This is a genomic window from Pontibacter virosus, assembly GCF_003096355.1.
Taxonomy (GTDB): domain Bacteria; phylum Bacteroidota; class Bacteroidia; order Cytophagales; family Hymenobacteraceae; genus Pontibacter; species Pontibacter virosus.
In genome coordinates this window covers 59,014-84,960 of sequence record NZ_QEKI01000018.1, presented here as the reverse complement: position 1 = coordinate 84,960, position 25,947 = coordinate 59,014, and the positions used below count along the sequence as shown (strand labels likewise).

Here is a 25,947-nt window from a genome sequence, read left to right as displayed (position 1 = left end):
AAACAGCCTGCTTCTCTAAAAAAGAGCAAAACCACTACAACGCTATGAAGCTAGTATTCTATTACAGAAACCATCATACATTGTAGACCACAACCCAAATCTTAAAGTCACACTTAACTCCCTACCCTATCGGCATACAACAATTAACAATCAACTATTATCAAATATTTGCTATATTTACCTAAACCTACTCCAAAACTATGCTCTTAGACTGGCTTACAGTAGTACTGCTTATAGGCATCGGTCTTGTTCTGATCGTGGTGGAGCTCATCTTTGTGCCGGGCGTCACCATTGTGGGCGTCCTTGGTTTTATACTGGTAGCAGTGGGCATCTGGATCAGCTATGCTGCCCTGGGCACTGAAACCGGGCATCTTGTGCTGGCCGGGTCGGTGCTGGCAGGTGGGGTAGCGCTTTTTTATAGCTTCAGGTCGGAGGCCTGGTCCCGGTTCGCGCTCAAAGACAGTAACAAAAGCCGGGTAAACGAGGAGAATCCGCACCTGCTGGAAATTGGCGAAGAGGGCCGGACGATTTCGGCGCTGCGCCCGCAGGGCACGGCCCTTTTTAAGGAACGACGCCACGAGGTGCAGACAACCGGTACTTTCCTGCCACCTAATACACCCGTGCGCATCATCAAAATAGTAGCGAATAAAATCACAGTAGAAGCAATTACCTAAAACAACTCAATGGAAAATTTCTCAATCTTATTTCTGATTGCGGGCGGCATTATTCTGCTGTTCATCTTCTTATACTTTGTGCCGATCAGCCTCTGGATCACGGCCCTTTTCTCGGGCGTGAAAGTTGGCCTGTTGGAACTGGTGTTTATGCGCATCCGCAAGGTGCCGCCAAGCCTCATCGTCAATTCTATGATCAACGCGACCAAGGCGGGTATAGACGTGACTACTACTGAGCTCGAAACCCACTACTTGGCTGGCGGTAACGTGCCCAACGTAATCCGGGCGCTTATCTCGGCTGACAAGGCAAACATTCCCCTCTCTTTCAAGCAGGCCACGGCTATCGACCTGGCTGGACGCGATGTGTTTGAGGCGGTTACTACTTCCGTAAACCCGAAGGTGATCAACACGCCAAACGTGGCAGCTGTAGCACAGGATGGTATACAGCTCATTGCCAAGGCCCGTGTAACCGTGCGCGCCAACATCATGCAACTGGTAGGTGGCGCTGGCGAAGAAACCATTCTCGCCCGCGTAGGCGAAGGCATCGTTACTTCCATCGGTTCTTCCGTATCGCACAAGAGCGTACTCGAAAACCCCGACATGATCTCAAAACTGGTACTGCAAAAAGGGTTGGATGCGGGCACGGCCTACGAAATTCTCTCTATTGATATTGCCGATATAGACGTGGGCGAGAACATTGGTGCCAAGCTGCAGATTGACCAGGCAGGTGCCGACTTAAAAGTAGCCGAAGCCAAAGCCGAAGAGCGACGCGCCATGGCCGTTGCTGTGGAGCAGGAGATGAAAGCCAAAGCCCAGGAAGCACGCGCCTCCGTAATCGCGGCCGAAGTAGAAATTCCACAGGCCATTGCTGCTGCCTTCCGAAGCGGTAACCTTGGCATCATGGACTACTACAAGATGCAGAACATCCAGTCCGACACAGACATGCGCAACTCTATTGCCAGTCCAAGCCAGACCGGGCCGAACAAGCCAAGGGATTAAATTTCTTCACGCAAAAACAACAGCGGCTATACCTGGTGCAGGTATAGCCGCTGTTGTTTTTGGCCAGTTCGCCAAGTCCTGGTCTTTTTAGCTCGTCCCTGCCACCAGTAGTATCCAAGTACCAGCATCCTGGTTGCGATACGACAGGCAGCGTTAACAATTCGCCGGACTAGCTGCACTAAGGCGTGTAAAAGCATTGTTGCTATACTATACCTGCTCCTACAAAAAAGAAGCCCGCAGCGCTTATGGCTGCGGGCTTCTTTTTGCACGTTAAGCTAAAGTAGATCCTAGCTTTCTTTCAAAGTGATCGTGCGCGTTACTGTGTTGTATGGGCCAGGTATAACGGCGCCGGCATTGTTGATCAATTCCAGCTTGATGGTCGTTTCGCCCATTGGCAAGCCTTCGATGATGTGCGGCATCCACTTGTCCAGGATAAACTCGTTGCCATTGATCGTAGCGCGCACCTTGTTGCCGGTAGTAGACAGGTCAGTGTTCACCAGGTAGAAGTCCAGCATGATGCGGCGGGTGTCGCTGCCTACGTACTCGCCCTTCGGACGGCTGTAGAACATGTGCTGCCCCTTCATGTCGAACTCCATGCGCTGCTGTGGTCTGCCTACTGTAACCATGCGCAGGTCGTAAGCTCCTCTGTGCTTCAGACTTTCGTGGTAAGAGCGCGAAATGAATGACAGCACCACGTGCTCACCTTCCTCCATCTCTTTCGTGAATGAAGTCTCGTAGTGGGCTGTGTAAGGCTCGTTGTCAACGATGTTGTGAATGTGCTGCCCTTCCTTTGAGTTGGCCATAAACTCCGAGTTGGAGTGAGGGGTCATACGTGTGAGCTGGAAGTTAGAAAGTTCGTATACAAACTCCACCGGGCCAGGTTGCACCACGCCGTTTGCAGGCGGCGTATTCAGTCGCAGCTGGGACTCAGGGTATTTCTGCGAATCGTCGAAAGCAAATACACGCAATCCGCCTTTGCTCATCACGGCTCCCGTTGGCGTTGGTCCAGTGGTGGTTGCCATTACAGGGGTGCGTGTTTCATCATCCTGCATCTGGCGTGTTGTGTCGCAGGAAGCAAAAGCCAGCATAAGGGCCGAAGCAAAGAGTAAGTAGGTTTTTTTCATCTAGAGAGGGTTTGAATTAGCAAATAGCCAATATACTGTTTTTATTTGTATATTGCGCACTACGTAATATTAACGTAAAAGTATACAAAAAAGACTATATGAGCGAGATTTTGTTTGATGAAGTTCCTTCATTGGACTTAGCTGATTTTACATCAGGTGATGAGGGACGCAGAGCACGTTTTGTGCAGGAGTTAGGAAACGCTTATCAGAACATTGGCTTTATCGCCTTGAAAAACCACGGCCTGAGCGATGACCTGACAGGGAGACTTTACGCAGCCGTTAAGAAATTTTTTGCCTTGCCGGATGAGGTGAAGCAGCAGTACGAAAACCCGGAACTTGCCGGCCAGCGCGGTTACGTAGGCAAGGGCAAAGAGAAGGCCAAGGGCTTCAATACCGGCGACCTAAAAGAGTTTTATCATGTGGGTCAGGAACTGAGCGGTATTCCCGACAACGACCCGATCAAAGAAGAATATCCGGAGAACATCTGGCCAGCCGAAGTGCCGGAACTAAAAGAGACCACGCTGGAGGCTTACACGAAGCTGGAGGCTGCCGGCAAGCAGGTATTGCGCGCTATCGCCCTGCATCTGGGCTTAGAAGAAACTTACTTCGACGACAAAGTGAAGTATGGCAACAGCATTCTGCGCCCAATCCACTACTTCCCAATCGAAAATCCTGACAGTGTGCCAGCCGATGCTGTGCGCGCCGCTGAACATGGCGACATTAACCTGATCACGCTGCTGATGGGTGCCAGTGCCGACGGTCTGCAGGTATTGCGCCGCGACGGCAAGTGGATTCCGATCACGGCCCTGCCTGAGCAGGTGGTGGTGAACGTAGGCGACATGCTGGCCCGCCTGACCAACAATAAGCTGAAGTCGACCATCCACCGTGTGGTAAATCCGCCGCGCGAGCTGATGCATACTTCGCGTTACTCTATTCCTTTCTTTATGCACCCGCGTTCCGAAATGGACCTGACCTGCCTGGAGAGCTGCATAGACGAGCAGAACCCGAAGGCCTATCCGGATGCTACTGCAGGTGAGTACCTGAATGAGCGCCTGGTAGAACTGGGACTGAAAAAAGCTTAACTGAACTGAAACCAGTAAGAAGAGAGATGGTGCCCGCGCTGTCTCTCTTTTTTTGAACCTACGGCATGAGTCTGCGCTACTACATCTTCCTGAAAGACGTACTATTGCTCGCCCTGACCTCGTTTGGCGGACCGCAGGCGCATATTGCTTTGATGCTCCGGCTGTTGGTAAACAAGCGCCGCTACCTGACGGAACAGGAGCTTATTGAACTCAATGCCCTTTGCCAGATACTGCCTGGACCCACCTCTACCCAAACCCTTACGGCCATTGGCTATCGCATTGGCGGCCCAAACCTGGCCTACCTGACACTGCTGGTATGGCTATTGCCTGCCTCTACTATCATGGCCGCGGCCGCGCTGGGCATATCATACCTGCAGGAAAATAACATCTCGCTTGCGTTTTTGCGCTTTATACAGCCGATGGCGGTTGGCTTCGTCTCGTATGCGGCATATGCCATCAGTTCCAAAGTTGTCAATACCAAGCTGGCTATCGGCATTATGGTGGTATCAGGAATACTCGCCTACTTTTTCCATTCTCCATGGGTATACCCGCTGCTGCTGCTGGCCGGTGGTGCTATCACGGCGCTTCGCTTCAGACAGCACCCACAGGAGAAGGACAAAAAGCTACGCATTCAGTGGGCGAACTTTGTTCTCTATGTGGGGGTACTGATCGTGGCAGCTGTGCTGGGCGGGGCAACCTCATCGCTTCCAATCAGACTGTTTGAGAATTTTTACCGTAACGGTAGCCTGGTTTTTGGGGGCGGGCAGGTGCTCATCCCGCTGATGTTCACTGAGTTTGTCGACTTTAAGAAATATCTGACAGGCGAAGAGTTTCTGTCTGGATTTGCTGTGGCGCAGGCCCTACCCGGACCGGTTTTTTCTTTCTGCGCTTTTATCGGGAACCTGGCCATGCGGGAGCATGGTGTATGGGGGCAGTTACTGGGATCGCTCGTTGCCACGATCGGCATTTTCCTGCCTGGCACCTTCCTGATATTCTTTGTAATTCGCTTCTGGGACGATCTGAAGAAATACAGAGTGGTACGTGCGTCACTGGAAGGTATAAGCGCCGTGAGTTCGGGCATGGTGGTGGCGGCAGCCATTATGCTCTACCATCCCATTGATAACACACCGCTTAACTTTGGCATTGTAGTGGCCACTTTTTGCCTTTTGCTGTTCACCCGTATACCTCCACCTATCCTCATTTTGGTAGGATTTGCCCTGGGCTTTATATTCTAAAGTGCACTATACCTGCCATCAGGCTATACCTAAATAAGAAAGCTGCCCATACGTTTGCACAGACAGCTTTCTTATTAAAATGGTTAAGTGATACCTGTTCTGGCTACCCTAAGGTTTTTTCCTTCATGATGCGGAGCAGGTACTCCCCGTAACCGCTCTTTCTGAGGGGCTCTGCCGCTTCACGCAGCTGCTCGTCGTTGATGAAGCCCATGCGCCAGGCCACCTCCTCGACGCAGCCGATCTTGAGGCCCTGCCGCTCCTCGATCACCTGTACAAACGTGGCCGCCTGCATCAGGGAAGCTACCGTACCCGTGTCGAGCCAGGCCGTGCCGCGGTTCAAAACGCCCACCTTGAGCTTTCCTCGCCTGAGGTACTCGCGGTTAACGTCCGTGATCTCGTACTCCCCCCTTGGGCTGGGCTCCAGCGCCTTGGCAATGGCCACTACCTCGTTGTCATAGAAGTAGAGGCCCGGCACAGCGTAGCTGCTCTTGGGCTCGGCGGGCTTCTCCTCAATAGAGACTGCTTTTCCACTTTCGTCGAACTCGACCACCCCGTAGCGCTCCGGATCCTGCACGTGGTAGGCGTAGACCACGCCCCCGTCGGGGTTGGCGTTCTCGCGCAGCACCGAGCCCATGCCCGCCCCGTAGAAGATGTTGTCGCCCAGCACGAGCGCCACCTTGTCATCCCCGATGAACTCCTCGCCGAGCACGAAGGCCTGCGCCAGCCCGTTGGGCACCTCCTGCACCTGGTACTCAAAGCGGCAGCCAATGCGGGAGCCGTCCCCGAGCAGGCGCTCGAACATGGGCAGGTCATGCGGCGTGGAGATGATCAGGATCTTCCTAATGCCCGCCAGCATCAGCGTCGAGAGCGGGTAGTAGACCATGGGCTTGTCGTAGACGGGCATGAGCTGCTTGCTCACGGCCAGCGTCAACGGGTGCAGGCGGGTGCCGGAGCCCCCGGCCAGGATGATGCCTTTCATTTGTCTTAATTGTTAAATTGTTGAATTGCTAAATTGTTAACTGATGGATCTGCACATGTAGCGGATATTCCGCTTAGCCCAGTTAAATCCGCTCAGCCGTTTAACAATTTAACCATGTAGCCATTTACCTTTCCTCGTACTGCTCGCGGTAGTAGTCGCGGTAGTGGCCGCTTGTCACCTCCTCCAGCCAGCCCTCGTTCGCCAGGTACCAGTCCACGGTCAGGCGCAGCCCCTCCTCGAATGTCACCGACGGCTCCCAGCCCAGCTCCTCCATCAGCTTGGAGGAGTCGATGGCGTAGCGGGCGTCGTGGCCGGCGCGGTCCTTCACAAAGGTGATTAGCTTCCGTGAATCGCCCTTCTCCCTTCCTAGCTTCTCGTCCATCACGTCGCAGAGGAGCTCAATCAAATCGATGTTGCGCCACTCGTTCACCCCGCCCACATTGTAGGTCTGCCCCACCTTCCCGCGGTGGAAGATCGCGTCGATGGCCTGGGCGTGGTCCTTGACGTAGAGCCAGTCGCGCACGTTCTCGCCCCTGCCGTACACGGGCACGGGCTTTCCGGCCTTGATGTTGTGGATCGCGAGCGGGATGAGCTTCTCGGGGAAGTGGTTGGGGCCGTAGTTGTTGGAGCAGTTCGAGAGCTTGACGGGCATACCGTAGGTGTGGTGCCAGGCCCTGACGAAGTGGTCCGAGGCCGCCTTAGAGGCCGAGTAGGGCGAGCGCGGGTCGTAGGGGGTGGACTCGGTGAAGAGCCCCTCGGCGCCCAGCGAGCCGTACACCTCGTCAGTGGAGACGTGGTAGAAGAGCTTGCCCGCGTAGTCGCCCGCCCAGCTTCTGCGGCAGGCCTCCAGCAGGTTCACCGTGCCCATCACGTTGGTCTGGACAAAGGCCATGGGCCCGGCGATGGAGCGGTCCACGTGCGACTCGGCCGCCAAATGGATGATGGCATCGAACTTGTGCTCTTGGAAGATCCCCTCCAAATAGGAAGCGTCCGTGATGTCGCCGCGAAGAAAGGTGTAGTTCTCCCGCCCCTCCACGTCGGCAAGGTTCTGCAGGTTGCCCGCATAGGTCAGCGCGTCGAGGTTATAAACATGGTAGTGCGGGTAGACCTCCACAAACAGCCGCACCACGTGCGAGCCTATAAAGCCCGCGCCCCCGGTGATCAGTAGGTTCATAAGCTATACCTGCTCTGATGTTTTCTGTAAATGCATTTGCCAATCCCAGGCGCTCTTCATAGCTTCTTCCAGGGTGCTGGTTGTTTTAAAGCCTAGTTCTTCTGTGGCTTTGGTTACGTCGGCGTATATTTTCGGCACGTCGCCCGGACGACGGGGACCAATCTTATAGTTTAGCTTTTCGCCGGTGGCTCGCTCAAAGGCCTGCACTGCCTCCAGCACGGTGTTGCCCGTACCTGTACCTACGTTGAAGAACTCTATATTTTCTGCTCTGTCAGACAAAAGCCTCTCAATCGCCACAACGTGTGCTTTGGCCAGATCCACCACATGCACATAGTCGCGGATGCAGGTGCCGTCCGGAGTGTCATAATCGTTGCCGAAGATGGTCAGCTGCTCGCGTATACCTGCGGCTGTCTGGGTAACGAAAGGCACCAGGTTGTTTGGAACTCCTAACGGGAGCTCCCCTATTTTGGCGGAAGGGTGTGCTCCGATCGGGTTGAAATAGCGCAGTGCAATAGTGTGCACATCACTGCCACTGGTAGCCAGATCCGTCAGAATTTCCTCACAGATCTTCTTGGTGTTGCCATAAGGTGAGTTGGCTTTCTGCACCGGGGTTTGTTCCGTCACCGGCAATTCTGCAGGTATGCCGTACACCGTGCAGGAGGAGGAGAATACCAGCTTGTTCAATTTAAACTCTTCCATCACCTGCAGCAAAGCCACCAGCGAGCCCACGTTGTTGTGGTAGTACTTAAGCGGCTCGTCCACTGACTCGCCCACGGCTTTGAAAGCGGCAAAGTGAATCACGCCCGCTATACCTGCTTCCTGCTCAAAGACATTCCGCAGCGCTGCCGCATCCGTACAATCAATGCGGTGGCAGGCCACTTCACGCCCCAGGATGTCGGCTATACCTTGCAGCGAGCGCTCTTCGGTATTAGAGAAATTGTCGATGATGATGGGCTCGTAGCCGGCCTCTACCAGTTCTACCACAGTGTGGGAGCCAATGTAGCCTGCTCCCCCGGTCACTAAAATTTTCTTCATATGATTTGTTTTCAAGCTTGTTTAAAGCTTGCTCGTTTTGCAGCCGCCTGTGAGCTAGCTACTGTTTAACAACTTGTATGTTCTGGTTGATCCCCAACAGATCGGCGATCACCTCCTGGTTATTTTCGGGTGCTATGTATACTTCGTCGAAGCGGTTGTACCGGATCACCAGCCCGTTTCTGGCGAGTGCCGGTTTCATCCCCACCCACATGGTTTTTCCTTCTTGTATCTGCGTAATCTTCTCTACCTCTATAACCCCCTTCCAAGGTCCGGACTTATACCTGAGCTTACCGTCTTCGAGCCAATAAGCAGTTCCAAAATATATCCAGGCAATAAGCCCAACTGGTGCCAGCAATGGCAGTAACATGTAAGGCCGCTCTGTAAAAGCCTGTCTGTCCAGCAAGAATATAGCGAGCGGCAACAAAAGCATTCCGACCAATACAAACTTGATCAGGCCTTTTCTTTTCGCCGCGTATGCCTTTGGTTGGTTCATCATACTGCGATTTCTCTACTTTCAGTCAGGCTATACCTGGCTTCATAGCATGTTTTGCCTTATAACGGGCTTACACAAAAATATAATATTAAAATGTATTTGTCGCCACAAGTGGACCAGCCCTTACAACAGTGCCAGAAAAGTCCTTGCTGAAACTGAAGAAACCTTCTACAGCTCTCCTTTCACAATTCTGTCTTTTCCGAACAGGTCCTGCACCACCTGTGCTTGCGTAAAACCTGCCTCCAACAGCAAAGTCTGCACCTCCCCGCCATACTGCTCGTTTATTTCGAAGTATAGTCGACCGCCTTTTTTAAGTAGCTCTGTTCCTACCTCCGCAATACGCCTGTAGAACCTGAGCGGGTCCTCGTCAGGCACAAACAAGGCCAGATGGGGCTCAAACGCCAGCACATTGGGGCGCATCAGGGCTTTCTCCTGCTCCTTCACATAGGGAGGGTTGCTTGTGATGATGTCCAGGGAGCGGGGTGCTATACCTTGTATCGGCTCAAAAACATCCTGCTCCAACCAAGCCACCGGCAACTTTTGCTCGCGGGCATTGGCGCGGGCTACTTTTAGCGCTCCTTCTGATACCTCCAGTCCGTACACCCTGTCGGCCTGCAGATGGGCGGCCAGCGCCAAAGGTATACAGCCGCTGCCGGTGCAGATATCGAGCACCTGCAAACCGCTACGGCCGCTGTGCTCGCGCACGACCAGGTCGACCAGTTCCTCGGTTTCGGGGCGGGGTATCAGCACACGTTCGTCCACCTGCAGGTCGAGGCCAAAGAAGTGGGCGGTGCCGAGCACGTACTGCACAGGCTCCTGTTTTTTCAGCCGCTCTACTGCCTGCTGCACCTGCTCTTCCTGCTCCGGATTCAATTCTTCCTGTTGCGACAGACTCAGCTGCATGCGGCTTTTCTGCAACACTTGCTCCAGCACCCTTTGTGCAATGGCGCCGGCCTCCGGTTCAGGGTAAGCCTCCTGTATATTTTCGCGGATGTACTGAGATGTTTGCTGTATGGTGGCCACAGGTATAGGATTTGTGTGATTTTAGGTACCTTTGCAAAAGTAAAATTTTATTGCGTATAAGTCACAACTCTATCACTAACTCGCTTTTACGCGGGCCTGTGGATCAGACTGAATCTTAAACTCTTTAACACTTATACATCTGAACCCGACTGACGAACTCTTCATGCGGCGTGCGCTGGAACTGGCCAGATTGGGCAGCGGCTATACCTACCCCAACCCGATGGTGGGCTGCGTGATCGTGCATGAGGGGCGTATTATCGGGGAGGGCTGGCACCGCGTGTTTGGCGGACCGCATGCCGAAGTCAATGCCATTGCCAGCGTGCAGGACAAAAGCCTGCTGCCCAAAAGCCGGGTGTACGTGACACTGGAGCCTTGTTCGCACTTCGGCAAAACACCGCCTTGTGTTGATCTGCTCATCAGCTGCGGCGTGCGCGATGTGGTGATCTGCAACACCGACCCCAACCCAAAAGTGGCGGGCCGCGGCATCAGGAAACTGTTTGAAGCGGAAGCACGGGTAAAAGTAGGCGTGCTGGAAAGCGAAGGGCTGGAACTGAACAAGCGCTTCTTTACCTTCCATGCCCAAAAGCGGCCTTACATTGTGCTGAAATGGGCGGAGTCGGCGGACGGATTTATCAGCGGACCCAACAACCAGCAGGTGCAGATCAGCGGCCCTCTGTCGCGCAGGCTGGTGCACAAGTGGCGCTCCGAGGAGCAGGCGATTATGGTGGGCAGCCACACGGCGGCCGGCGACAACCCCCGCCTCGACACCCGCTTCTGGCCCGGCCGCAGCCCGCTGCGCGTGGTCATCGACCGCAGGCTGCAATTGCCCGACCACCTGCATTTGTTCGACAAGAGCCTGCCGACTGTGGTGTATACCTACGAGCAGCGGGAGCAGCAGCACGAAAACCTGGCTTATGTGCAACTGCGCGAAAACGAGCCCCTGCTGCCACAGCTGCTGCAGGACCTGCACCAGCACCAGGTATTGTCGCTGCTCGTGGAGGGCGGCACTTACCTGATCAAAAGTCTGTTGACGGAAAACCTGTGGGACGAAGCACTCTGTTTCAAAAGCCAGACCTGCGTGCTGCGCGAGGGCACGCCGGCTCCGGGTATGGTACACAGCCAGTTGCTCGATGTACAGAACGCCGGTAAAGACAGGCTTTTGCATTACCGAAACAGTATTTCTGAACTTAACTTATAAACCCTGCGCCGGGGTGCCATCCTGCTTACCAGGTATAGATTTTCACCATGGCGCGCTTATACCTTTACCTTACCAATTATGGCTGAATCACTTATAGTAGACCAGAACCTTAGCAAAGAAGAAAAATATAAAGCGCTCGTTCCGCAGATCGAAGCACTAGTAACCGGCGAAACCGACCTGATCGCCAACCTCTCCAACATGATGGCCGCCCTGCGACAGGGCATGGGCTTCTTTTGGGTGGGCGTGTACTTCAACAAAGAGGGCCAACTAGTGCTGGGTCCGTTCCAGGGGCCGGTGGCTTGCACCCGTATACCTTATCACAAGGGTGTATGCGGTGCCTGCTATACCCGCCGTGAAACCATTCTGGTGCCGGATGTGGAGGCTTTCCCGGGTCACATCGCCTGCAGCAGCGACTCCAAGTCTGAGATCGTGATACCGGTAATAAAGGACGGCGAGGTGAAGCTCGTGCTGGATGTGGACAGCGACAAGCTCAATGACTTTGATGAAGTAGACCAAAAGTACCTCGAGCAGCTGATGAAGCTGGTGGAAAGCTGGTATTAAAATTTCCTTTTGCCAAAAGAAACGGCCATACCTCTGCTGCGAGGTATGGCCGTTTCTTTTAAGGTGGTCCGCTAAAGTGATCCACCTACTACAATCTCACCCGCATACCGAGCGCCAGGTTAAATATTTTGCCCGGCCCCAGGTAACGGGGGTTTTGGATGTACGAAACCAGGTACTCGGCGCTGGAGCCCACTTCATAGTATAGGCCAAATCGCTGCAATTTCTCTACACGGGTGAAGTCCACCTGGCCGCCCACGTATAGGTATAAGTGCAGTGCCGTCGGGAAGCCGTAGTAGCCTTTGCTGTACTTGTCGTGATGCTCAAAAATGAAATACTGCTCCCCGAAGGTATGGCTCACCTGAAAACCGGTACGTAGCGGCTGCCAATCCAGCGATTTCAAGGGGATGGGTTTGAAAGGCACAGCCGTGATCTTCAAAGCGGCCGTCCAGATGCGGTCTCCCCCGATCCGCTCCGGCAAGTAGCCGACAAACAAGTCAGTCTCCAGCCTTTCACGGAAGAAGCTCCGCCCCACTCCAACCGATGCGAACCCGATGCTTCCCGCATACTGCACCTTGGCATGATACGGCGAAAACGACCGCTCCTGACTTTGAACCGAATAAGGACTTAGCGAGAGCAGCAGACCAACGAGTGCTATGACAAAAAACCGCATCATATCAGTAGGCAACCCGTTTATAATCGTAGCCCCCTTCCCATACCTTCAGGTAGGTGAATTCGCGTTGCTTTACAGTGGAAGTAGCCAGGTATAGCAGGGTACTATCATAACGGAAGTCGGCTCGGAAGCCATGTATGTGCCCGTGTAAGCTTAGCTGCACCCGCTCACTCTCTTTCAACGTCCTGTGGAAGGCTCTCTCCAGGGCGGTGTCAAAGTCATTGTCATACGGCGGAATATGCGACACTGCAATTGCCTGCTGCCAGTTGTCGCCTTCCTGATGCAGCAGTTGCCGACCTAGCCAGTTGATGTCGGGCACTTTGCCATTGTAGTTATACTCCAAACTATTCGTGTCGATAAACACGAAGCGGGTATGGCCATAGTCGAAGCTGTAGTTAAAGTCGCCGTACATCTGCTGGTATACCTTGCGCCCGTTGGCCAGCAAGTCGTGGTTGCCAACCACGGTTAGGTATGGCCACTTCAGCCGTTTCATGATGTCGTGCACCCAACGGAACTCCTGCGACATGCCGAAGTCAGAGATATCGCCCTGGTGAATGACGAAGTCGATGTAAGGGAAGGTGTTGGCTTTGTCGACAAAGGCGCTGGCCGCGTCGTAGAAGCGCTGCGTATCACCCATTACGAGCAGGTGCAATGTATCTCCGGGCTGCTGGTTTTGCAGTCGTGCCAGGTTGCGTGCGGTGAGATTGCGTTCGTCTTCGTTTAATATGATCTGATTCGGATGGTATTCAAACAACTCGTCGCAAGCCGAGAGTAGTGCAAGACTCAGTAGTAGTAACAGTAAGTAAATATTTTTCATAGTTGCAATTATGCTCTTGTCATAACGCTTTTGGAGGCATAATGTTAATTGCCAGCGTCACAAATGCGGTTTTGCAGCAAATTTAATGTCTAAACACCGATTTGGCGATAAACAAGTTGAAATAACTTACCTCCTAGCTCGCAGCAGTATAGCCAGGCACAAAAAAAGCCGGACCAGAGATAATCCCTGGTCCGGCTTTTTATAGTTGACTACTCTTTTTATAGTTGACTACTTATAAACTTAAGGATAGTCTTTATCCGAAGAAAGTAGGTGTTTCGGTCTTGAGTTGCGCAATCACGGTCTGGCCGCCTTTGGTCTTCTGACCGAGTTCTACTTTCACTTCCGTATCCAGTGGCAGGAAAATGTCTACCCGTGAACCGAACTTGATGAAACCAAACTCCTCGCCCTGGCTTACTTCATCGCCTTCGTTCACATACCATACAATACGGCGCGCCATGGCACCGGCAATCTGGCGAAACAGCACTTCCGGGCCGGCCGTGGATTCCACCACCACCGTGGTGCGCTCGTTTTGCGTGCTCGACTTTGGGTGCCAAGCCACAAAGTAATTGCCCGGATGGTACTTGAAGTAGCTTACAATGCCTGAAACCGGGTTGCGTGTGATGTGTACGTTGATCGGCGACATGAAAATGGAGATCTGCTTGCGCTTGTCTTTGAAGTACTCCGTCTCATCTACCTCCTCAATTACCACCACCTTGCCATCAGCAGGCGCCACGATCAGGTCTTCGTGCAATAGCAGGTTGCGGTAAGGGCTGCGGAAAAACTGCAGAATGAGCAGGAAGAGAACAACTGATACACCGGAGAAAATCTTGTTGAAGGTATTGTTGTCGGCGTTGAAATTGTATAGCAACAGATTGAGTACGACCAGAATCAACAGTGTAAAAAATAGAATCCTTCTTCCTTCTTTATGAATTTTCATCCGTGAAAACTAAATGCTACAGGTCTTTTATAAGTTATAATAGCCCATCCAGTTTCTTAGATGGGCTATTATCTGTTCCAAAATTATATAATCTTTCGATTATTTTACTAAAAATCTTTGCTTAGAAGCCGCCGCGGTACTTATACGTCATGGCCACTTTGTCAATAGCCACAATGTAGGCAGCTATACGCATCGGCACATTGTACTTCTGCGAAGCAGCATACACGCGCTCAAACGACTCGTTCATGATGCGTTCAGCACGCTCATTCACGCGATCCAGCGTCCACTTAAAGCCCATGCGGTTTTGCACCCACTCGAAGTAGGACACGGTTACGCCACCTGAGTTTGCCAGGATATCCGGTACCACCATGATGCCTTTCTCGTTAATGATGTTGTCGGCTTTGTAAGAAGTAGGGCCATTGGCACCTTCCACGATCAGGCGGGCCTGAATCTGGTCCACATTCTTGATTGTAATCACGTCTTCCACAGCAGCTGGCACCAGCACGTCCACTTTGGAAACCAGCAGCTCGTCGTTGCTGATTTTCTCGGCGTTTTGGTAGCCCTCCAGACGCCCTTTGTTGTTGTTTTTGTATTCAATAGCCTCTTCGATGTCGATGCCCTTGTCGTTCCAGTAAGCTCCGCTCACGTCACTGACGCCCAGTATTTTCACACCACGCTCAGCCATCAGTTTGGCAGCCCAGGCACCCACGTTGCCGAAGCCCTGTATCACTGCTGTTGATTTGGCCGGATCCATGCCCAGTTTATCCATGGCCGCCATCGCTGACACCATTACACCGCGGCCGGTTGCCTCTACGCGGCCAAGCGAGCCGCCCAGCACCAATGGCTTGCCCGTTACCACAGCATGTATGGTAGAGCCTTTCATTCTGGAGTATTCGTCCATCAGCCAGGCCATCTCGCGCGGACCGGTGCCCATGTCAGGGGCAGGTATGTCCTGGTCAGGGCCGAAGGTATCCACCAGCGCCTGAGTATAGGCTCTGGTCAGACGCTCCATCTCACCGGCAGACATCGAAAAAGGATCGCAGATAACGCCACCTTTGGCACCACCGTAAGGGATATCTACCACGGCGCACTTCCATGTCATCCAGGCAGCCAGCGCTTTCACTTCGTCCAGGAACACATCCGGCGCAAAGCGAACACCACCTTTAGACGGACCCAGGATGGTAGAATGAATTACACGGTAACCTTCAAATACACGCACTTTGCCATCGTCCATCGTAACAGGCACGTTCACGATCACCTGACGCGTAGGAGTTTTGAGAACGTTGTAAACTTCCTCATCCAAGCCCAGAATCTCTGCCGCAATGTTGAAACGCGACATCATCGACTCAAATGGGTTCTCCCTGTCCTTTATCGGTGCTGGCTCTTTGTATAACATCATTTTAAGCTTTTGAATTAATCAATGATTAACAATTATGGCGGTAAAGTTATGTAAATAAACCATACACACACCTACACCTTAATCAACAATAATTTAGAATGTTTTAAGGAAGGCAACGATGAATGGAACGGCCAGCACCAGGCTATCGAAGCGGTCCAGAATGCCCCCGTGGCCGGGCAGCAACGTGCCCGAATCTTTTACGCCCAGACTCCGCTTCAGCAGGGACTCCACCAGGTCACCCAGCACGCCAAAAACCGACACGATAATAGCTACGCCTATCCACTGGTAGAGCGCCAGATCGAGAAAGAACATGGACAACACCCAGCCAACAATGATGGTCAGGATCGTGCCGCCAACCCAGCCTTCCCAGGTTTTGCCCGGGGAGATGCGCTCAAAGAGCTTGTTCTTGCCGAAGTTCTTGCCCGCGATATAAGCGCCCGTGTCGGATGACCAGATGAGCAGCAGCAGTCCCAGAATGGGTTGCCAGCGATACTCTCCCTGCAAATACCCCAGCAGCTGTAGCAGCGAGAAGGGAACGGCGATGTAAAGCACACCCAGTAAAGTAAAAGCTATGTTGGTGAACGGCTGCGGCTCTTTGCGGTACAGTTCCAGCACAAAGATCAGGAAGAGGGCAGGCAGGAAAAGGTATAGCAGCTCAACCGGCATGTACGCTTTGTCGATCAGAAAAACAGCGATGAAGATGCCAGCCGCCAGCAGGGTGCCGTATACCTTGTTCGCTTTTATACCTGCCGTACCTGCCAACCTGTAAAACTCCAGCGTGCCCAACACGGTAAGCCCCAGAAACAGGATAAAGAAAGTCCACTCGCTGAAGATGATGCCTCCGATGAAGAGGGCCGCCCCCAATACTCCGACAATCAGGCGTTGCTGTAAATTACTAAGGGCAGATAGCTTGGTGCTCATGCGATGTAGGTTGCCGGCAGCATCAGCCGGGTGATTTGTCTGAATTTAACTGTTCTCACGCTCTCCAGCGGCCTCCGCTATACTTTCGGGACGAGTGGGCGTGAGCATAAACTGCTTGTAAAGGTAATAGATCAGGGCAGCACTCAGCACGGCCGAGATCAGAATGGTCATGATCGGCATCGGCTCCGTCGACTCGATATTGAAGTCAATAGCGCCTGTTTGCTGCAGGTATAGCAGGAACACCGTGAAGCCGTTGTTGAAGAAGTGCGCCACAATCGGCACCCAGATATTGCCTGACCACAGGTATAGGTAGCCGAACAAAGCGCCCAGCAGCACGCGCGGCACAAAGCCAAAGAACTGCACGTGAATGGCTGAGAAGATGATGGCCGCCACCCAAACCGCCACATGCGCACTGCCAGACCAGCGGTGCACCTGTCGCTGCAGCACGCCCCTGAACACCAGCTCTTCGCCGATGGCGGGGATAACGGCAATGACCAGCAGGCCCATCAGCAGGCGCGGGAAGGTACCGAAATTGGCAATCAGCTTGGTTAGCTCAGCCAGTTCGTCTTCTTTGGCACGCGCCCACTCCTCAAAACCCCGCATAAAGTCCGGCAAACCGAGTTCGGCGTTCCAGTTAATGATGAGCGAGTTGGCCGGCATGATGAAGATGATCAGAAAACCCGCCAGCAGCAGCAAGGTGGGCAGAGGCAGCTTTTTCCAGTTCAGGTAATGGCCGATGTTCACACCCGCCAGGCGCAGCATCAGCAGTGGCGCCAGCACAAAAGAGCAGAATTGTACCAGGCCCTGAAAAAGCAAAAGCGCATCGGCCGCTTCCGGATGCTCCGTCGGGTTAGCCAGTAAGTTCGTCAGGTCGATCACCTCTATTCCGAGCACCGTAGTTACCAGCGCCAGGTATATAAAACTGGCCACAAAATAGCCGCCCAGCATAAAAGCCAGCAACAGCAGCAGTACTAAAAATGGGTGTCGATCTTCGGAGATGAAACCTTTCATAGAGAAGATTAGGTTTAATTGACGTAAATTTACGTGAAATTTTAACTTTTGCTTTGGTAAAGATAGCGAACATAGAACTGGGCGAGTTTCCGCTGCTGCTGGCACCAATGGAAGACGTGAGCGATCCGCCTTTCCGAAAAGTGTGCAAGGCCAACGGGGCAGACCTCATGTATACCGAGTTCATCTCTTCTGAGGGTTTGATACGTGACGCCGCCAAAAGTGTGCAGAAACTCGACATTTTTGACTACGAGCGCCCGATCGGTATTCAGATCTTCGGCTCCGACATCGACTCGATGCGCGAGGCCGCCATCGTGTCCTCGCAGGCTGGCCCTGACCTGATCGACATCAACTACGGCTGCCCTGTGAAGAACGTGGCCTGCAAGGGTGCCGGTGCCGCTTTGCTGCGCGACGTGCCCAAAATGGTGAAGATGACCGAGGAGATCGTGAAGGCCACGCACCTGCCTGTGACCGTGAAGACGCGCCTGGGCTGGGACGAGGAGACAAAATACATATTAGAGACTGCTGAAAGGCTGCAGGACATCGGTATAAAAGCCCTGAGTATACACGGCCGCACCCGCGTGCAGATGTACAAAGGCGAAGCCGACTGGACTCTTATTGCAGCCGTGAAGAACAACCCGCGCATGAACATCCCGATCTTCGGCAATGGCGACATCGACTCGCCACAGAAAGCGCTGGAGTATAGGAACAAGTATGGCGTGGATGGTATTATGATCGGCCGCGCTTCTATCGGTCATCCGTGGATCTTCAACGAGATTAAGCACTACATGGCGACTGGTGAGGTATTGCCGGCCCCAACATTGGAAGAGCGTGTAGCGGTATGTCGCCAGCACTTCACGCACTCCCTTGAGTGGAAAGGCGATAAGCTGGGGATTTTCGAGATGCGCCGCCACTATACCAACTACTTCCGCGGCCTGCCGCATTTCAAACCGCTCCGCATGAAGTTGGTGCAGTCCGAGGACATCCAGGAAATCTACGATACCCTGGATGAGATTGCCTATACCATGGCCTACGAAGAAGCGTAGGGGCTGAGGAGTTAGAAAGTTTAGGAGTGACGAGTTAAAGGACTGGAGCTCCTGACATAAAATATAATTAAGGAGTTGGGGTATCGCCATACGTGTTGAGACTTCAACTCCTTTTATATTTGCAGGTGGTTAGGAAGATCTCTCTGAATCAGGGGCAACTTTCTACCTTTTTAACTTCTAAACTTTCAAACTATCAAAACATCGCTCGCTCCCGCACAGGAGAAAACAGGGGCACCGGCCTTAGCCTGGTTCCTGCTTATTATACTGGCCCTGATCTGGGGTACGTCCTTTATCCTGATCAAGAAAGGCCTGGTCGTGTTCAGCTCGAATGAACTGGGCGCTATCCGGATCGCTATCGCCTTCCTGACGCTGGCTCCTTTCGCCATAATACACATCCGGCAAGTAGAGCCGCATCGATGGAAGTATTTGCTGGGCAGCGGTTTGCTGGGAAACCTGTTTCCGGCTTTCCTGTTTGCCTATGCCGAGACGCAACTGGCCAGTGGACTGGCTGGTGTGCTTAACTCGCTCACCGCGCTCTTTACCTTGCTGGTGGGCGCCATGTTTTTCCAGCAAGCCATCACCTGGATGCGCATGCTCGGCATCATCATAGGTATAGCAGGCACTGCCATTCTGATCTTCTCGGGCGGCGACACCAACATGGACAACACATTCTATGGCATCTACATCGTCATCGCCACCATCTGCTACGGCGGCAGCGTGAACATCATCAAGCACCGCCTGCAGGGCATGAAGCCCTTGGTGATGTCCAGTATGGCGCTTCTAACGGTGGGCCCGCTTGCCATAGTCTACATGTTCACAACCGACACGGTGTACAAACTTCAGCATACACCGGGTGCCTGGGAGGCCTTTATGTACATCGCCATTCTGGCTGTTTTCAGTACGGCGGTGGGCTTGGTGCTTTTTAATAAGCTGATTCATATGAGCACAACGCTTTTCGCCAGTTCTTCTACCTACCTCATCCCCATTGTAGCGCTTATGTGGGGCGTGCTGGACGGAGAGGTGATCCACCTTTGGCACTACGTGGGTATGATCATTATTCTGGCAGGTGTTTTTATCGTGAACAGAGCAAAGTAATCCTTAGAGGCGGATAAAACCATACCTTACTCTTAATAGCTTCTGTCATACCCAGGCAGAAGCTGTTTTATTTTAGCCCGGCAAGGTTTGCGAATATCAGAATTTTCTAATCTCTTAATAATTTACTTACTTAAGGGTTTACAAGAACCGACCCAACCACCACATGAGGTTATTACAGACCCTTTTGAGTCTTGCGCTGCTGCTGTTTCTTTCCTTCCAGGCAATGGCACAGGAAGACAACTCAGAATTAGCCATTGAGGAATTAAAACTGCAAGCCGTGAACGACACGGCATTTACGCTCCATGCCACCAATGAGTCGGGCAACCTGGTCAAGTATAGCGGCCCCCTGCCTGTGCGCATCAACGGCAACTTGCAAGAAATTAGCTTTACAGAAGGTGAGTCCCGGTTTTCACTCCCTCAGACAGCCAACCTGATACAGGTGAGCGCCAACGTTGGCACGCATACCATCGCCCGCCTTTACCGTCTTGATGCTGATGCCGAGCATGGTGTGCGTCAATTCCCGATGTGGCTCTCCATACTGCCGCCACTTATTGCCATCCTTCTGGCCCTTGTCTTCAGAGAGGTGCTGCTGGCGCTTTTCGCCGGCATCTGGGTGGGTGGGTTTGTGATCTACGGCATGTCGCTTAAGGCCTTTTTCACCGGCCTGCTCGCTGTAGCCGATACGTATCTCATCGGTGCCCTCACAGATTCGGATCATATCTCCGTCGTCATTTTCTCAATGCTGATTGGCGGCATGGTGGCCATCATCTCAAAGAACGGTGGTATGGCAGGCGTTGTGAACAAACTTTCCCGCTATGCCCGCTCAGCCCGAAGCTCGCAGCTGGTTACCTGGGTGCTGGGTGTGGCTATCTTCTTCGATGATTACGCTAATTCCCTTATCGTGGGCAACACCATGCGCCCTGTTACAGACAGGCATCGCGTTTCGCGCGAAAAGCTGGCCTACATCGTGGACAGCACAGCCGCTCCTGTTGCTGCTATCGCTTTTGTGACCACCTGGATCGGCGCTGAGCTGGGCTACATCAAGGATGCCGCCACCACATTAGGTATACAGGAAAGCGCCTATTCCCTGTTCTTAAACTCACTGCAGTATGCCTATTACCCAGTGCTCACGCTGGTGTTTATACTGATGCTGATATGGATGAACCGTGATTATGGCTTGATGCACAAAGCCGAAAACCGTGCCCGCACGACCGGCGCAGTGAGCAACCATCGCCCAGACAGCCGCAGCGACGCCCGCCAGCAACAGGAGATGGCCGAGTTCGAAGCCATTGACCCGGATCGCAGCCGCGCTTTTAATGCTCTTATACCTGTACTGGTGGTTATCTTTGGAACCGTCATCGGCCTGCTCTACACCGGCTATGATGCCGAGACATGGGCTGACACAAGCATCGGTTTCTTCCGCAAGCTTTCCATGACCATCGGTAACTCGAACTCCTACACCGCATTGATCTGGGCCTCCCTTTCGGGGGTAGTTGTGGCCGCTGCCCTTACGGTAAGCCAGCGCATCATGAGCCTGTATGAAACCATGGAGTCGCTGGTGACGGGATTTAAGACGATGCTGCCGGCCATGCTGATTTTGGTGTTGGCCTGGTCGCTAGCGCAGGTTACGAAAGAGCTGTACACTGCCGAGTACCTCACCTCACTCTTCTCTGGCAACGTCTCGCCGCGCTGGTTACCTGAGATCACGTTTTTCCTGGCTGCCATCATTGCCTTTTCAACCGGATCGAGCTGGGGCACCATGGCCATTCTGTACCCTTTGATGCTGCCTGCTACCTGGTATGTGAGTCAGCAGCACGGCATGAGCGTAGAGGAAACGATGCCTATTATGTACAATGTGATCTCGGTAGTACTGGCTGGCGCCGTTTTTGGTGATCACTGCTCCCCTATCTCCGACACCACCATTCTCAGTTCCCTGGCCTCGGGCTGCAACCACATCGACCACGTAAAGACGCAGCTGCCCTATGCCATTACGGTGGCGCTGGTAGCCAACCTGGTTTGTACCTCTCTCTCCAGCTGGGGTGTACACTGGTTACTTGTATACCTTATTGGAGCTGTCATTTTGTGGGGCATTATCAAGCTGCTAGGCAAGAAAAACGAACAGGGACCCGTACTGGCTGAAGTCGCGAGCTAAGTTTGCCTAACCGAAGCATTGATGATCCCAGAGCTGCAACTCAGAGAGGATATAGCACTGTCTGAGAAACTGTCAAGGGAATTTGATCGCATGCAACACTTGATTGATTCGTTAAACAGCAAAGCCATTCCGGAAGGTATAGCTGTTTCCATAACGCAGCAACTGGAGATGCTCAACAGCTAGGACATTCCTGCTCCGCACTATGCTGCCAAATTGAAAGAAACCCGAAGTTCTATCCTTAGGCTAGCGGAAGAGCAATTAAACTTCTTGCCTCAGAAGCATCATCAGAAACTATAGATGGCACTTGGCATGACAGCGCCTAGACTTAATTTCGGAGTCGTATTCGCCATGATGCTGAAGGATTTCACCTTTTTGGCTTGGGCTTGCCGATTGAGATTGGTTATAGGTATAGGGGCTGGCACCAAGCTGGATGAACAGGCCAAAGTTGAGGGCAGGCAGCTCGACCAGGAATAAACTGATCAGGCTTTTGATCAGAAGTCTAGTCTGTAAAAATCATGCACTACCGTGCGGGCGCCGTAGCTCTCCTTATAACTTGCCAAGCCCTCGTTCAGGTATAGCCCCTGCTGCTCTGTAGAAACACCGAAGCTGAAATACTTTTTGTGTGGGTATACCTTGTTTATGAGATAATCTGTCAGGCAATCCAACGCTGCTAACTTCTGACCACGAGCGTTAGAGCAAATATATTGACTATGAGCAACAGTAGCTGTTTCATAAATTACCAAGCCAGCTACCATTTCTTCACCTTCATAGATAGCTTTAAGCTTAATATTTTCAGGGAAACTATTAGATAGCCGTATTAGCTCTTCTGCTGTGTGGATAGGATTGAGTTGGTACTTTTCACCTAATAATTGGCTTGCCATCTGCATATAAGTTCCGTAGTCTTGGCTTTCACGTATCTCCAATGTATAACTAGCCGCTTTATTAATTTTTCTTTTACGTAATTGATTATATGGCAATCTGTTGCCTAGGTCGATCACAGAGTTTACGTCCCGGCGGTATAAAATGGCTCCATACCTAAATAAGGCATACAGGTCTTCCTCAGCTGGCAATTGGTGGTAAATGTGCGGAATGGCTTTATAATAGAGAGCACTAAAATGCTGCTCCCGGCTATACCTGACCAAAGCTTCGAACACCTGTAGCATAAGTTGGCTTTTCATTTTCTTACCGCTCACCATCCCTCCATAGCTTAGACCTGCATGCGAGTGCAACTCCTTGTTTGAGGTACTAGCCGGGAGAACAGCTACCAGTTTATCTTTATAGTAGAACAACAATGAGTGGTCTTTGAAGCGGTCGGCATGGTACTCCATGTAGTCTCGCAGAAACAGGAATGTGCCGTTCTTGGAGGCCTTTACAAAAGCATCCCACCCTGACTTATGCCCACTGCTATACCTGACTACTGCTACCATTGCTTCGTGAAAAGGCTTGTCTGTGATTGTTACTCTGTTTGCTTAAAAAACTATACCTGTGATGCGGGCTATACCTGCAAAAAAGCAGGCAGGTAGCGACCTGTCCATACTGCTATACCCAGCAACGACGTTATGGAATTACATTACTCCATTTATTCTTACCACTTTCCAACTAACTCTCAAACTTAAAATCACCTGTTCAGCACGATCCGGAAAGTAGTGCCTTTGCCAACTTCGGAGGACTTAACATACAGCCTGCCTGCGTGGTAGTTGTCGATGATGCGCTTGGCCAAGGCTAGGCCGAGGCCCCAGCCCCTCTTTTTGGTGGTAAAGCCCGGTAGGAACACAGAGTCCATCTTGCTCTTAGGTATACCTTTGCCGGTATCGCTGATGTCGAGGGCGATCTGGCTTTTGCCCAGTAGTGAGAGTTGTAGCTTGATGCTGCCGCGGCCTTCCATGGCATCCACCGCATTTTTGCAGATGTTCTCAATCACCCAGTCGAAGAGCGGTACGTTTACCTTCGCTGTGATTTCGGGTGCAAAACTTGATCCTACGCTAAAGTCCACCTTGCTTGAGATGCGGTTCTGAAGGTAGCCGATCGCATTTTCGGTTACCTGCAATATGTTTTCGTCACGCAGCAGCGGCACCGAACCTATATTGGAAAAGCGCTCCGTAATGATCTCCAGGCGGCGGATATCCTTCCAGAGCTCAGCCGTGATGGGCTCGTTTTCAAATTTCGGGCTGGACTTCATGTATTCGTACCAGGCCATCAGGGAAGAGAGCGGTGTGCCTAGCTGGTGTGCGGTTTCCTTTGCCAGTCCTACCCATACCCTGTTTTGCTCCGCCTTGCGGGAGTAACTGAAAGCAAAATACGCCATCAGGGCAAAGCAAAAAATAACCATGAGCTGCACATAGGGGTAGTAGCGCAACTGCGAAAGCAAAGCCGAGTCTTTGTAAAACACGTAGTTCTCCGAGCCCTCTGCCCAGGGCACCACAATAGGAGCGTGCTGCGCCTTCATGCGCGCAATCTCCCGCTGCAACAGCTCATTTTTGCGCTCCTCCGAAATGTTTTCAGGCAGGTTGATGTTCTTAAAATCGAGAATGTTCTCGTACTCGTCTGTCAGGATAACCGGTATGGTGTGGTTAGAGGAAAGGATCTCTTCCTCAATAAAAACGATGTTGTCGTCGCTGGGCGCGTTGATCATGTAGCGAAGACCTTTGGCGTAAAGCTGCACCAATTCTTGCTCTCTTTCAGACAATTTACTCACCAATACGTTAGTGTACGTAATGGTAACCGCCCCAATAATGAGCGCGACGATAACGACAAGAAACTTTATTCTGTTTTTCTGGGCGTAAATGGGAATCATGCGGTAGGCGCGAAAATTATTTGAAATTAGTATAAATTAATTAATAAGGGCAAGTAAGTTTCTTTTTAATAAGCAAAGCAGTAATTTTGCACTTTAGTATTCCGAACGTAAGTTATGCTTCAGAACTTTAAAGCAATCAGCCTGTCGTACAAGAAAGCACCGCTGGATATCAGGGAACTGATTGCCTTAGATGAGAACTCGTGCAGGCAATTTATTCAGACGCTGAAGAGCTTTATTCAGGCTTCTGACATTCTGGTGCTCTCCACCTGCAACCGCACCGAAGTGTACTATAACTCCGATGTGGACTATAGCACCGAAATTGTGAAGCTGCTCGGCATCACCAAGGGCATCGACAACATCACCCAGTACCTCGACTATTTTACAATCCTCAACGAACACAACGATGCTGTACAGCATTTATTTGAGGTAAGCATGGGACTGGAGTCGCAGGTGGTGGGCGATATGCAGATCACGAACCAGGTGAAACAGTCGTACCAGTGGGCAGCGGACAACGAAACTGCCGGTCCGTTTCTGCACCGCCTGATGCACACCATTTTCTTCACCAATAAGCGCGTTGTGCAGGAAACTGCCTTCCGCGACGGTGCCGCCTCCACTTCTTATGCCGCCATTGAGTTGATCGAGGAGCTGACTGCCGATGTAGTGGCTGAACCCAAGATACTGGTGGTGGGAGTTGGCGAGATCGGTGCTGATGTGTGCCGTCACCTCAAAGACAAAGGCTACCAGCACGTGACTATCACAAACCGTACTTTGGCGAAAGCGCAGGCCCTGGCTGACGAGTGCGGTATGGCGGTGCTTCCTTTCGAAGAGATCGTGCAGGGCTTGAAATATGCCGATGTGATCATCTCGTCAGTGGCGCGCGAAACCCCTTTCTTCACCAAAGAAATGATTCAACGCTTGAACGTGCTTACGTTTAAGTTCTTTATAGACCTGTCTGTACCGCGCAGCGTGGAAGCCGAAGTGGAAGCCGTGCCGGGCGTGTTGGTTTACAACATCGATACGATACAGAACAAAGCATCGGCGGCGCTCCAGCAGCGCATCAACTCTGTACCACAGGTACGCACTATCATCGAAGAGTCGATTGAGCAGTTCAACGACTGGTCGAAAGAGATGATGGTATCGCCTACTATCAATAAGCTGAAAAACGCACTGGAGACGATCCGTCAGGAAGAGTTGGCGCGCTATATGAAGAAGCTCGGTCCGAAAGAAGCCAAGCTTGTGGACAGTATTACCAAGTCGATGATGCAGAAAGTGATTAAGCTGCCTGTGCTGCAACTGAAGGCAGCCTGCAAGCGTGGCGAAGCCGAAACGCTGATTGATCTGCTCAATGATCTGTTTGATCTGGAAAAGCAGGAGGTTGACTCCCAGCATTAACAATTGCAACACCATATAAAAAAAGCTGACTCGAAAAAGTCAGCTTTTTTTATGTTAAAACTTGGAACATATAAATATTTATACATATCTTTGCACATATAAATATTCAAATAAGTTATTTGCTTTAATTAGAAAAACACCC

26 protein-coding genes and 1 pseudogene are annotated in these 25,947 nt (G+C 52.1%); 13 read left to right on the top strand and 14 right to left on the bottom strand.

Annotation, left to right across the window (positions count from 1 at the left end):
* The 3 genes and pseudogenes from C8E01_RS22230 to floA form a co-directional block, all read left to right on the top strand.
* Nucleotides 1-86, top strand: a pseudogene (locus C8E01_RS22230) (IS1 family transposase); the annotation flags it as partial.
* A gap of 114 nt (nt 87-200) precedes the next feature.
* Entirely contained in the window at nt 201-674 is a 474-nt protein-coding gene (locus tag C8E01_RS19255; RefSeq protein ID WP_116545085.1) for an NfeD family protein, read from the top strand.
* 9 nt (nt 675-683) lie between these two features.
* On the top strand, nt 684-1,670 hold the full coding sequence (floA, locus tag C8E01_RS19250) for a flotillin-like protein FloA (protein WP_116545084.1): 987 nt from the start codon (nt 684-686) through the stop codon (nt 1,668-1,670).
* 287 nt (nt 1,671-1,957) lie between these two features.
* Here floA and C8E01_RS19245 read toward each other — a convergent pair whose 3' ends face one another.
* The gene (locus C8E01_RS19245; RefSeq protein WP_116545083.1) at nt 1,958-2,794 is read right to left on the bottom strand and encodes a hypothetical protein; all 837 of its coding nucleotides are present in this window, start codon (nt 2,792-2,794) and stop codon (nt 1,958-1,960) included.
* A gap of 98 nt (nt 2,795-2,892) precedes the next feature.
* Here C8E01_RS19245 and C8E01_RS19240 point away from each other — a divergent pair, with 98 nt between their 5' ends.
* Nucleotides 2,893-3,876: an isopenicillin N synthase family dioxygenase gene (locus C8E01_RS19240; protein WP_116545082.1), complete on the top strand. Its 984-nt coding sequence runs from the start codon at nt 2,893-2,895 to the stop codon at nt 3,874-3,876.
* 65 nt (nt 3,877-3,941) lie between these two features.
* Nucleotides 3,942-5,111: a chromate efflux transporter gene (gene chrA / locus C8E01_RS19235; protein ID WP_116545081.1), complete on the top strand. Its 1,170-nt coding sequence runs from the start codon at nt 3,942-3,944 to the stop codon at nt 5,109-5,111.
* Between the two features lie 103 nt (nt 5,112-5,214).
* On the opposite strand, the gene rfbA is transcribed toward chrA, so the two are convergent.
* From rfbA to prmC, 5 genes are all read right to left on the bottom strand, one after another.
* Nucleotides 5,215-6,090: a glucose-1-phosphate thymidylyltransferase RfbA gene (gene rfbA, locus C8E01_RS19230; RefSeq protein WP_116545080.1), complete on the bottom strand. Its 876-nt coding sequence runs from the start codon at nt 6,088-6,090 to the stop codon at nt 5,215-5,217.
* A 124-nt stretch (nt 6,091-6,214) separates the two neighbouring features.
* Nucleotides 6,215-7,264 carry a dTDP-glucose 4,6-dehydratase gene (gene rfbB / locus C8E01_RS19225; RefSeq protein ID WP_116545079.1) on the bottom strand — a complete coding sequence of 350 codons (1,050 nt, stop codon included), beginning with the start codon at nt 7,262-7,264 and terminating at the stop codon, nt 6,215-6,217.
* Nucleotides 7,265-7,267: 3 nt separating this feature from the next.
* Nucleotides 7,268-8,299, bottom strand: a complete 1,032-nt coding sequence (gene galE, locus C8E01_RS19220; protein ID WP_116545078.1) for a UDP-glucose 4-epimerase GalE — start codon at nt 8,297-8,299, stop codon at nt 7,268-7,270.
* A 58-nt stretch (nt 8,300-8,357) separates the two neighbouring features.
* Nucleotides 8,358-8,795, bottom strand: a complete 438-nt coding sequence (locus C8E01_RS19215; protein ID WP_207774918.1) for a PH domain-containing protein — start codon at nt 8,793-8,795, stop codon at nt 8,358-8,360.
* 165 nt (nt 8,796-8,960) lie between these two features.
* Nucleotides 8,961-9,815 (bottom strand): peptide chain release factor N(5)-glutamine methyltransferase, encoded by an 855-nt coding sequence (gene prmC / locus C8E01_RS19210; RefSeq protein WP_116545077.1) that lies wholly within the window; start codon nt 9,813-9,815, stop codon nt 8,961-8,963.
* A 139-nt stretch (nt 9,816-9,954) separates the two neighbouring features.
* On the opposite strand from prmC, the gene ribD reads away from it, so the two are divergent.
* Both ribD and C8E01_RS19200 read left to right on the top strand, forming a co-directional pair.
* Nucleotides 9,955-11,013 carry a bifunctional diaminohydroxyphosphoribosylaminopyrimidine deaminase/5-amino-6-(5-phosphoribosylamino)uracil reductase RibD gene (ribD, locus tag C8E01_RS19205; RefSeq protein WP_394342119.1) on the top strand — a complete coding sequence of 353 codons (1,059 nt, stop codon included), beginning with the start codon at nt 9,955-9,957 and terminating at the stop codon, nt 11,011-11,013.
* A 78-nt stretch (nt 11,014-11,091) separates the two neighbouring features.
* Nucleotides 11,092-11,574, top strand: coding sequence for a GAF domain-containing protein (locus C8E01_RS19200; protein WP_116545075.1), 483 nt, complete (start codon nt 11,092-11,094; stop codon nt 11,572-11,574).
* Between the two features lie 88 nt (nt 11,575-11,662).
* On the opposite strand, the gene C8E01_RS19195 is transcribed toward C8E01_RS19200, so the two are convergent.
* From C8E01_RS19195 to C8E01_RS19170, 6 genes are all read right to left on the bottom strand, one after another.
* A complete protein-coding gene (locus C8E01_RS19195) occupies nt 11,663-12,247 on the bottom strand; it encodes a hypothetical protein (protein ID WP_116545074.1) in 585 nt (194 codons plus the stop codon).
* Nucleotide 12,248: 1 nt separating this feature from the next.
* Nucleotides 12,249-13,061: a metallophosphoesterase family protein gene (locus C8E01_RS19190; protein ID WP_116545073.1), complete on the bottom strand. Its 813-nt coding sequence runs from the start codon at nt 13,059-13,061 to the stop codon at nt 12,249-12,251.
* Between the two features lie 253 nt (nt 13,062-13,314).
* Complete coding sequence (locus tag C8E01_RS19185; RefSeq protein ID WP_116545072.1) at nt 13,315-13,998, bottom strand: phosphatidylserine decarboxylase family protein; 684 nt, start codon at nt 13,996-13,998, stop codon at nt 13,315-13,317.
* Nucleotides 13,999-14,119: 121 nt separating this feature from the next.
* On the bottom strand, nt 14,120-15,394 hold the full coding sequence (locus C8E01_RS19180; RefSeq protein ID WP_116545071.1) for a Glu/Leu/Phe/Val family dehydrogenase: 1,275 nt from the start codon (nt 15,392-15,394) through the stop codon (nt 14,120-14,122).
* A 96-nt stretch (nt 15,395-15,490) separates the two neighbouring features.
* Entirely contained in the window at nt 15,491-16,318 is an 828-nt protein-coding gene (locus C8E01_RS19175) for a phosphatidate cytidylyltransferase (RefSeq protein ID WP_243409709.1), read from the bottom strand.
* 45 nt (nt 16,319-16,363) lie between these two features.
* On the bottom strand, nt 16,364-17,329 hold the full coding sequence (locus tag C8E01_RS19170; RefSeq protein WP_116545070.1) for a CPBP family intramembrane glutamic endopeptidase: 966 nt from the start codon (nt 17,327-17,329) through the stop codon (nt 16,364-16,366).
* Nucleotides 17,330-17,382: 53 nt separating this feature from the next.
* Here C8E01_RS19170 and dusB point away from each other — a divergent pair, with 53 nt between their 5' ends.
* The 5 genes from dusB to C8E01_RS21755 all read left to right on the top strand — a co-directional run bounded on the left by dusB (nt 17,383) and on the right by C8E01_RS21755 (nt 22,093).
* Entirely contained in the window at nt 17,383-18,372 is a 990-nt protein-coding gene (gene dusB / locus C8E01_RS19165) for a tRNA dihydrouridine synthase DusB (protein ID WP_116545069.1), read from the top strand.
* Nucleotides 18,373-18,564: 192 nt separating this feature from the next.
* Entirely contained in the window at nt 18,565-19,467 is a 903-nt protein-coding gene (locus C8E01_RS19160; RefSeq protein WP_116545068.1) for a DMT family transporter, read from the top strand.
* Nucleotides 19,468-19,630: 163 nt separating this feature from the next.
* Entirely contained in the window at nt 19,631-21,619 is a 1,989-nt protein-coding gene (locus tag C8E01_RS19155; RefSeq protein ID WP_243409708.1) for a Na+/H+ antiporter NhaC family protein, read from the top strand.
* A 21-nt stretch (nt 21,620-21,640) separates the two neighbouring features.
* Nucleotides 21,641-21,802, top strand: coding sequence for a hypothetical protein (locus C8E01_RS21760; RefSeq protein WP_165820696.1), 162 nt, complete (start codon nt 21,641-21,643; stop codon nt 21,800-21,802).
* 126 nt (nt 21,803-21,928) lie between these two features.
* Nucleotides 21,929-22,093, top strand: a complete 165-nt coding sequence (locus tag C8E01_RS21755) for a hypothetical protein (protein ID WP_165820695.1) — start codon at nt 21,929-21,931, stop codon at nt 22,091-22,093.
* A gap of 17 nt (nt 22,094-22,110) precedes the next feature.
* Here C8E01_RS21755 and C8E01_RS19150 read toward each other — a convergent pair whose 3' ends face one another.
* Nucleotides 22,111-23,046: a GNAT family N-acetyltransferase gene (locus tag C8E01_RS19150; protein ID WP_116545067.1), complete on the bottom strand. Its 936-nt coding sequence runs from the start codon at nt 23,044-23,046 to the stop codon at nt 22,111-22,113.
* Nucleotides 23,047-23,237: 191 nt separating this feature from the next.
* On the bottom strand, nt 23,238-24,413 hold the full coding sequence (locus C8E01_RS19145) for an ATP-binding protein (RefSeq protein ID WP_116545066.1): 1,176 nt from the start codon (nt 24,411-24,413) through the stop codon (nt 23,238-23,240).
* Between the two features lie 114 nt (nt 24,414-24,527).
* Between C8E01_RS19145 and hemA the strand changes: the two genes are divergently transcribed.
* Nucleotides 24,528-25,805 carry a glutamyl-tRNA reductase gene (hemA, locus tag C8E01_RS19140; protein ID WP_116545065.1) on the top strand — a complete coding sequence of 426 codons (1,278 nt, stop codon included), beginning with the start codon at nt 24,528-24,530 and terminating at the stop codon, nt 25,803-25,805.
* Nucleotides 25,806-25,947: the final 142 nt, after the last annotated feature.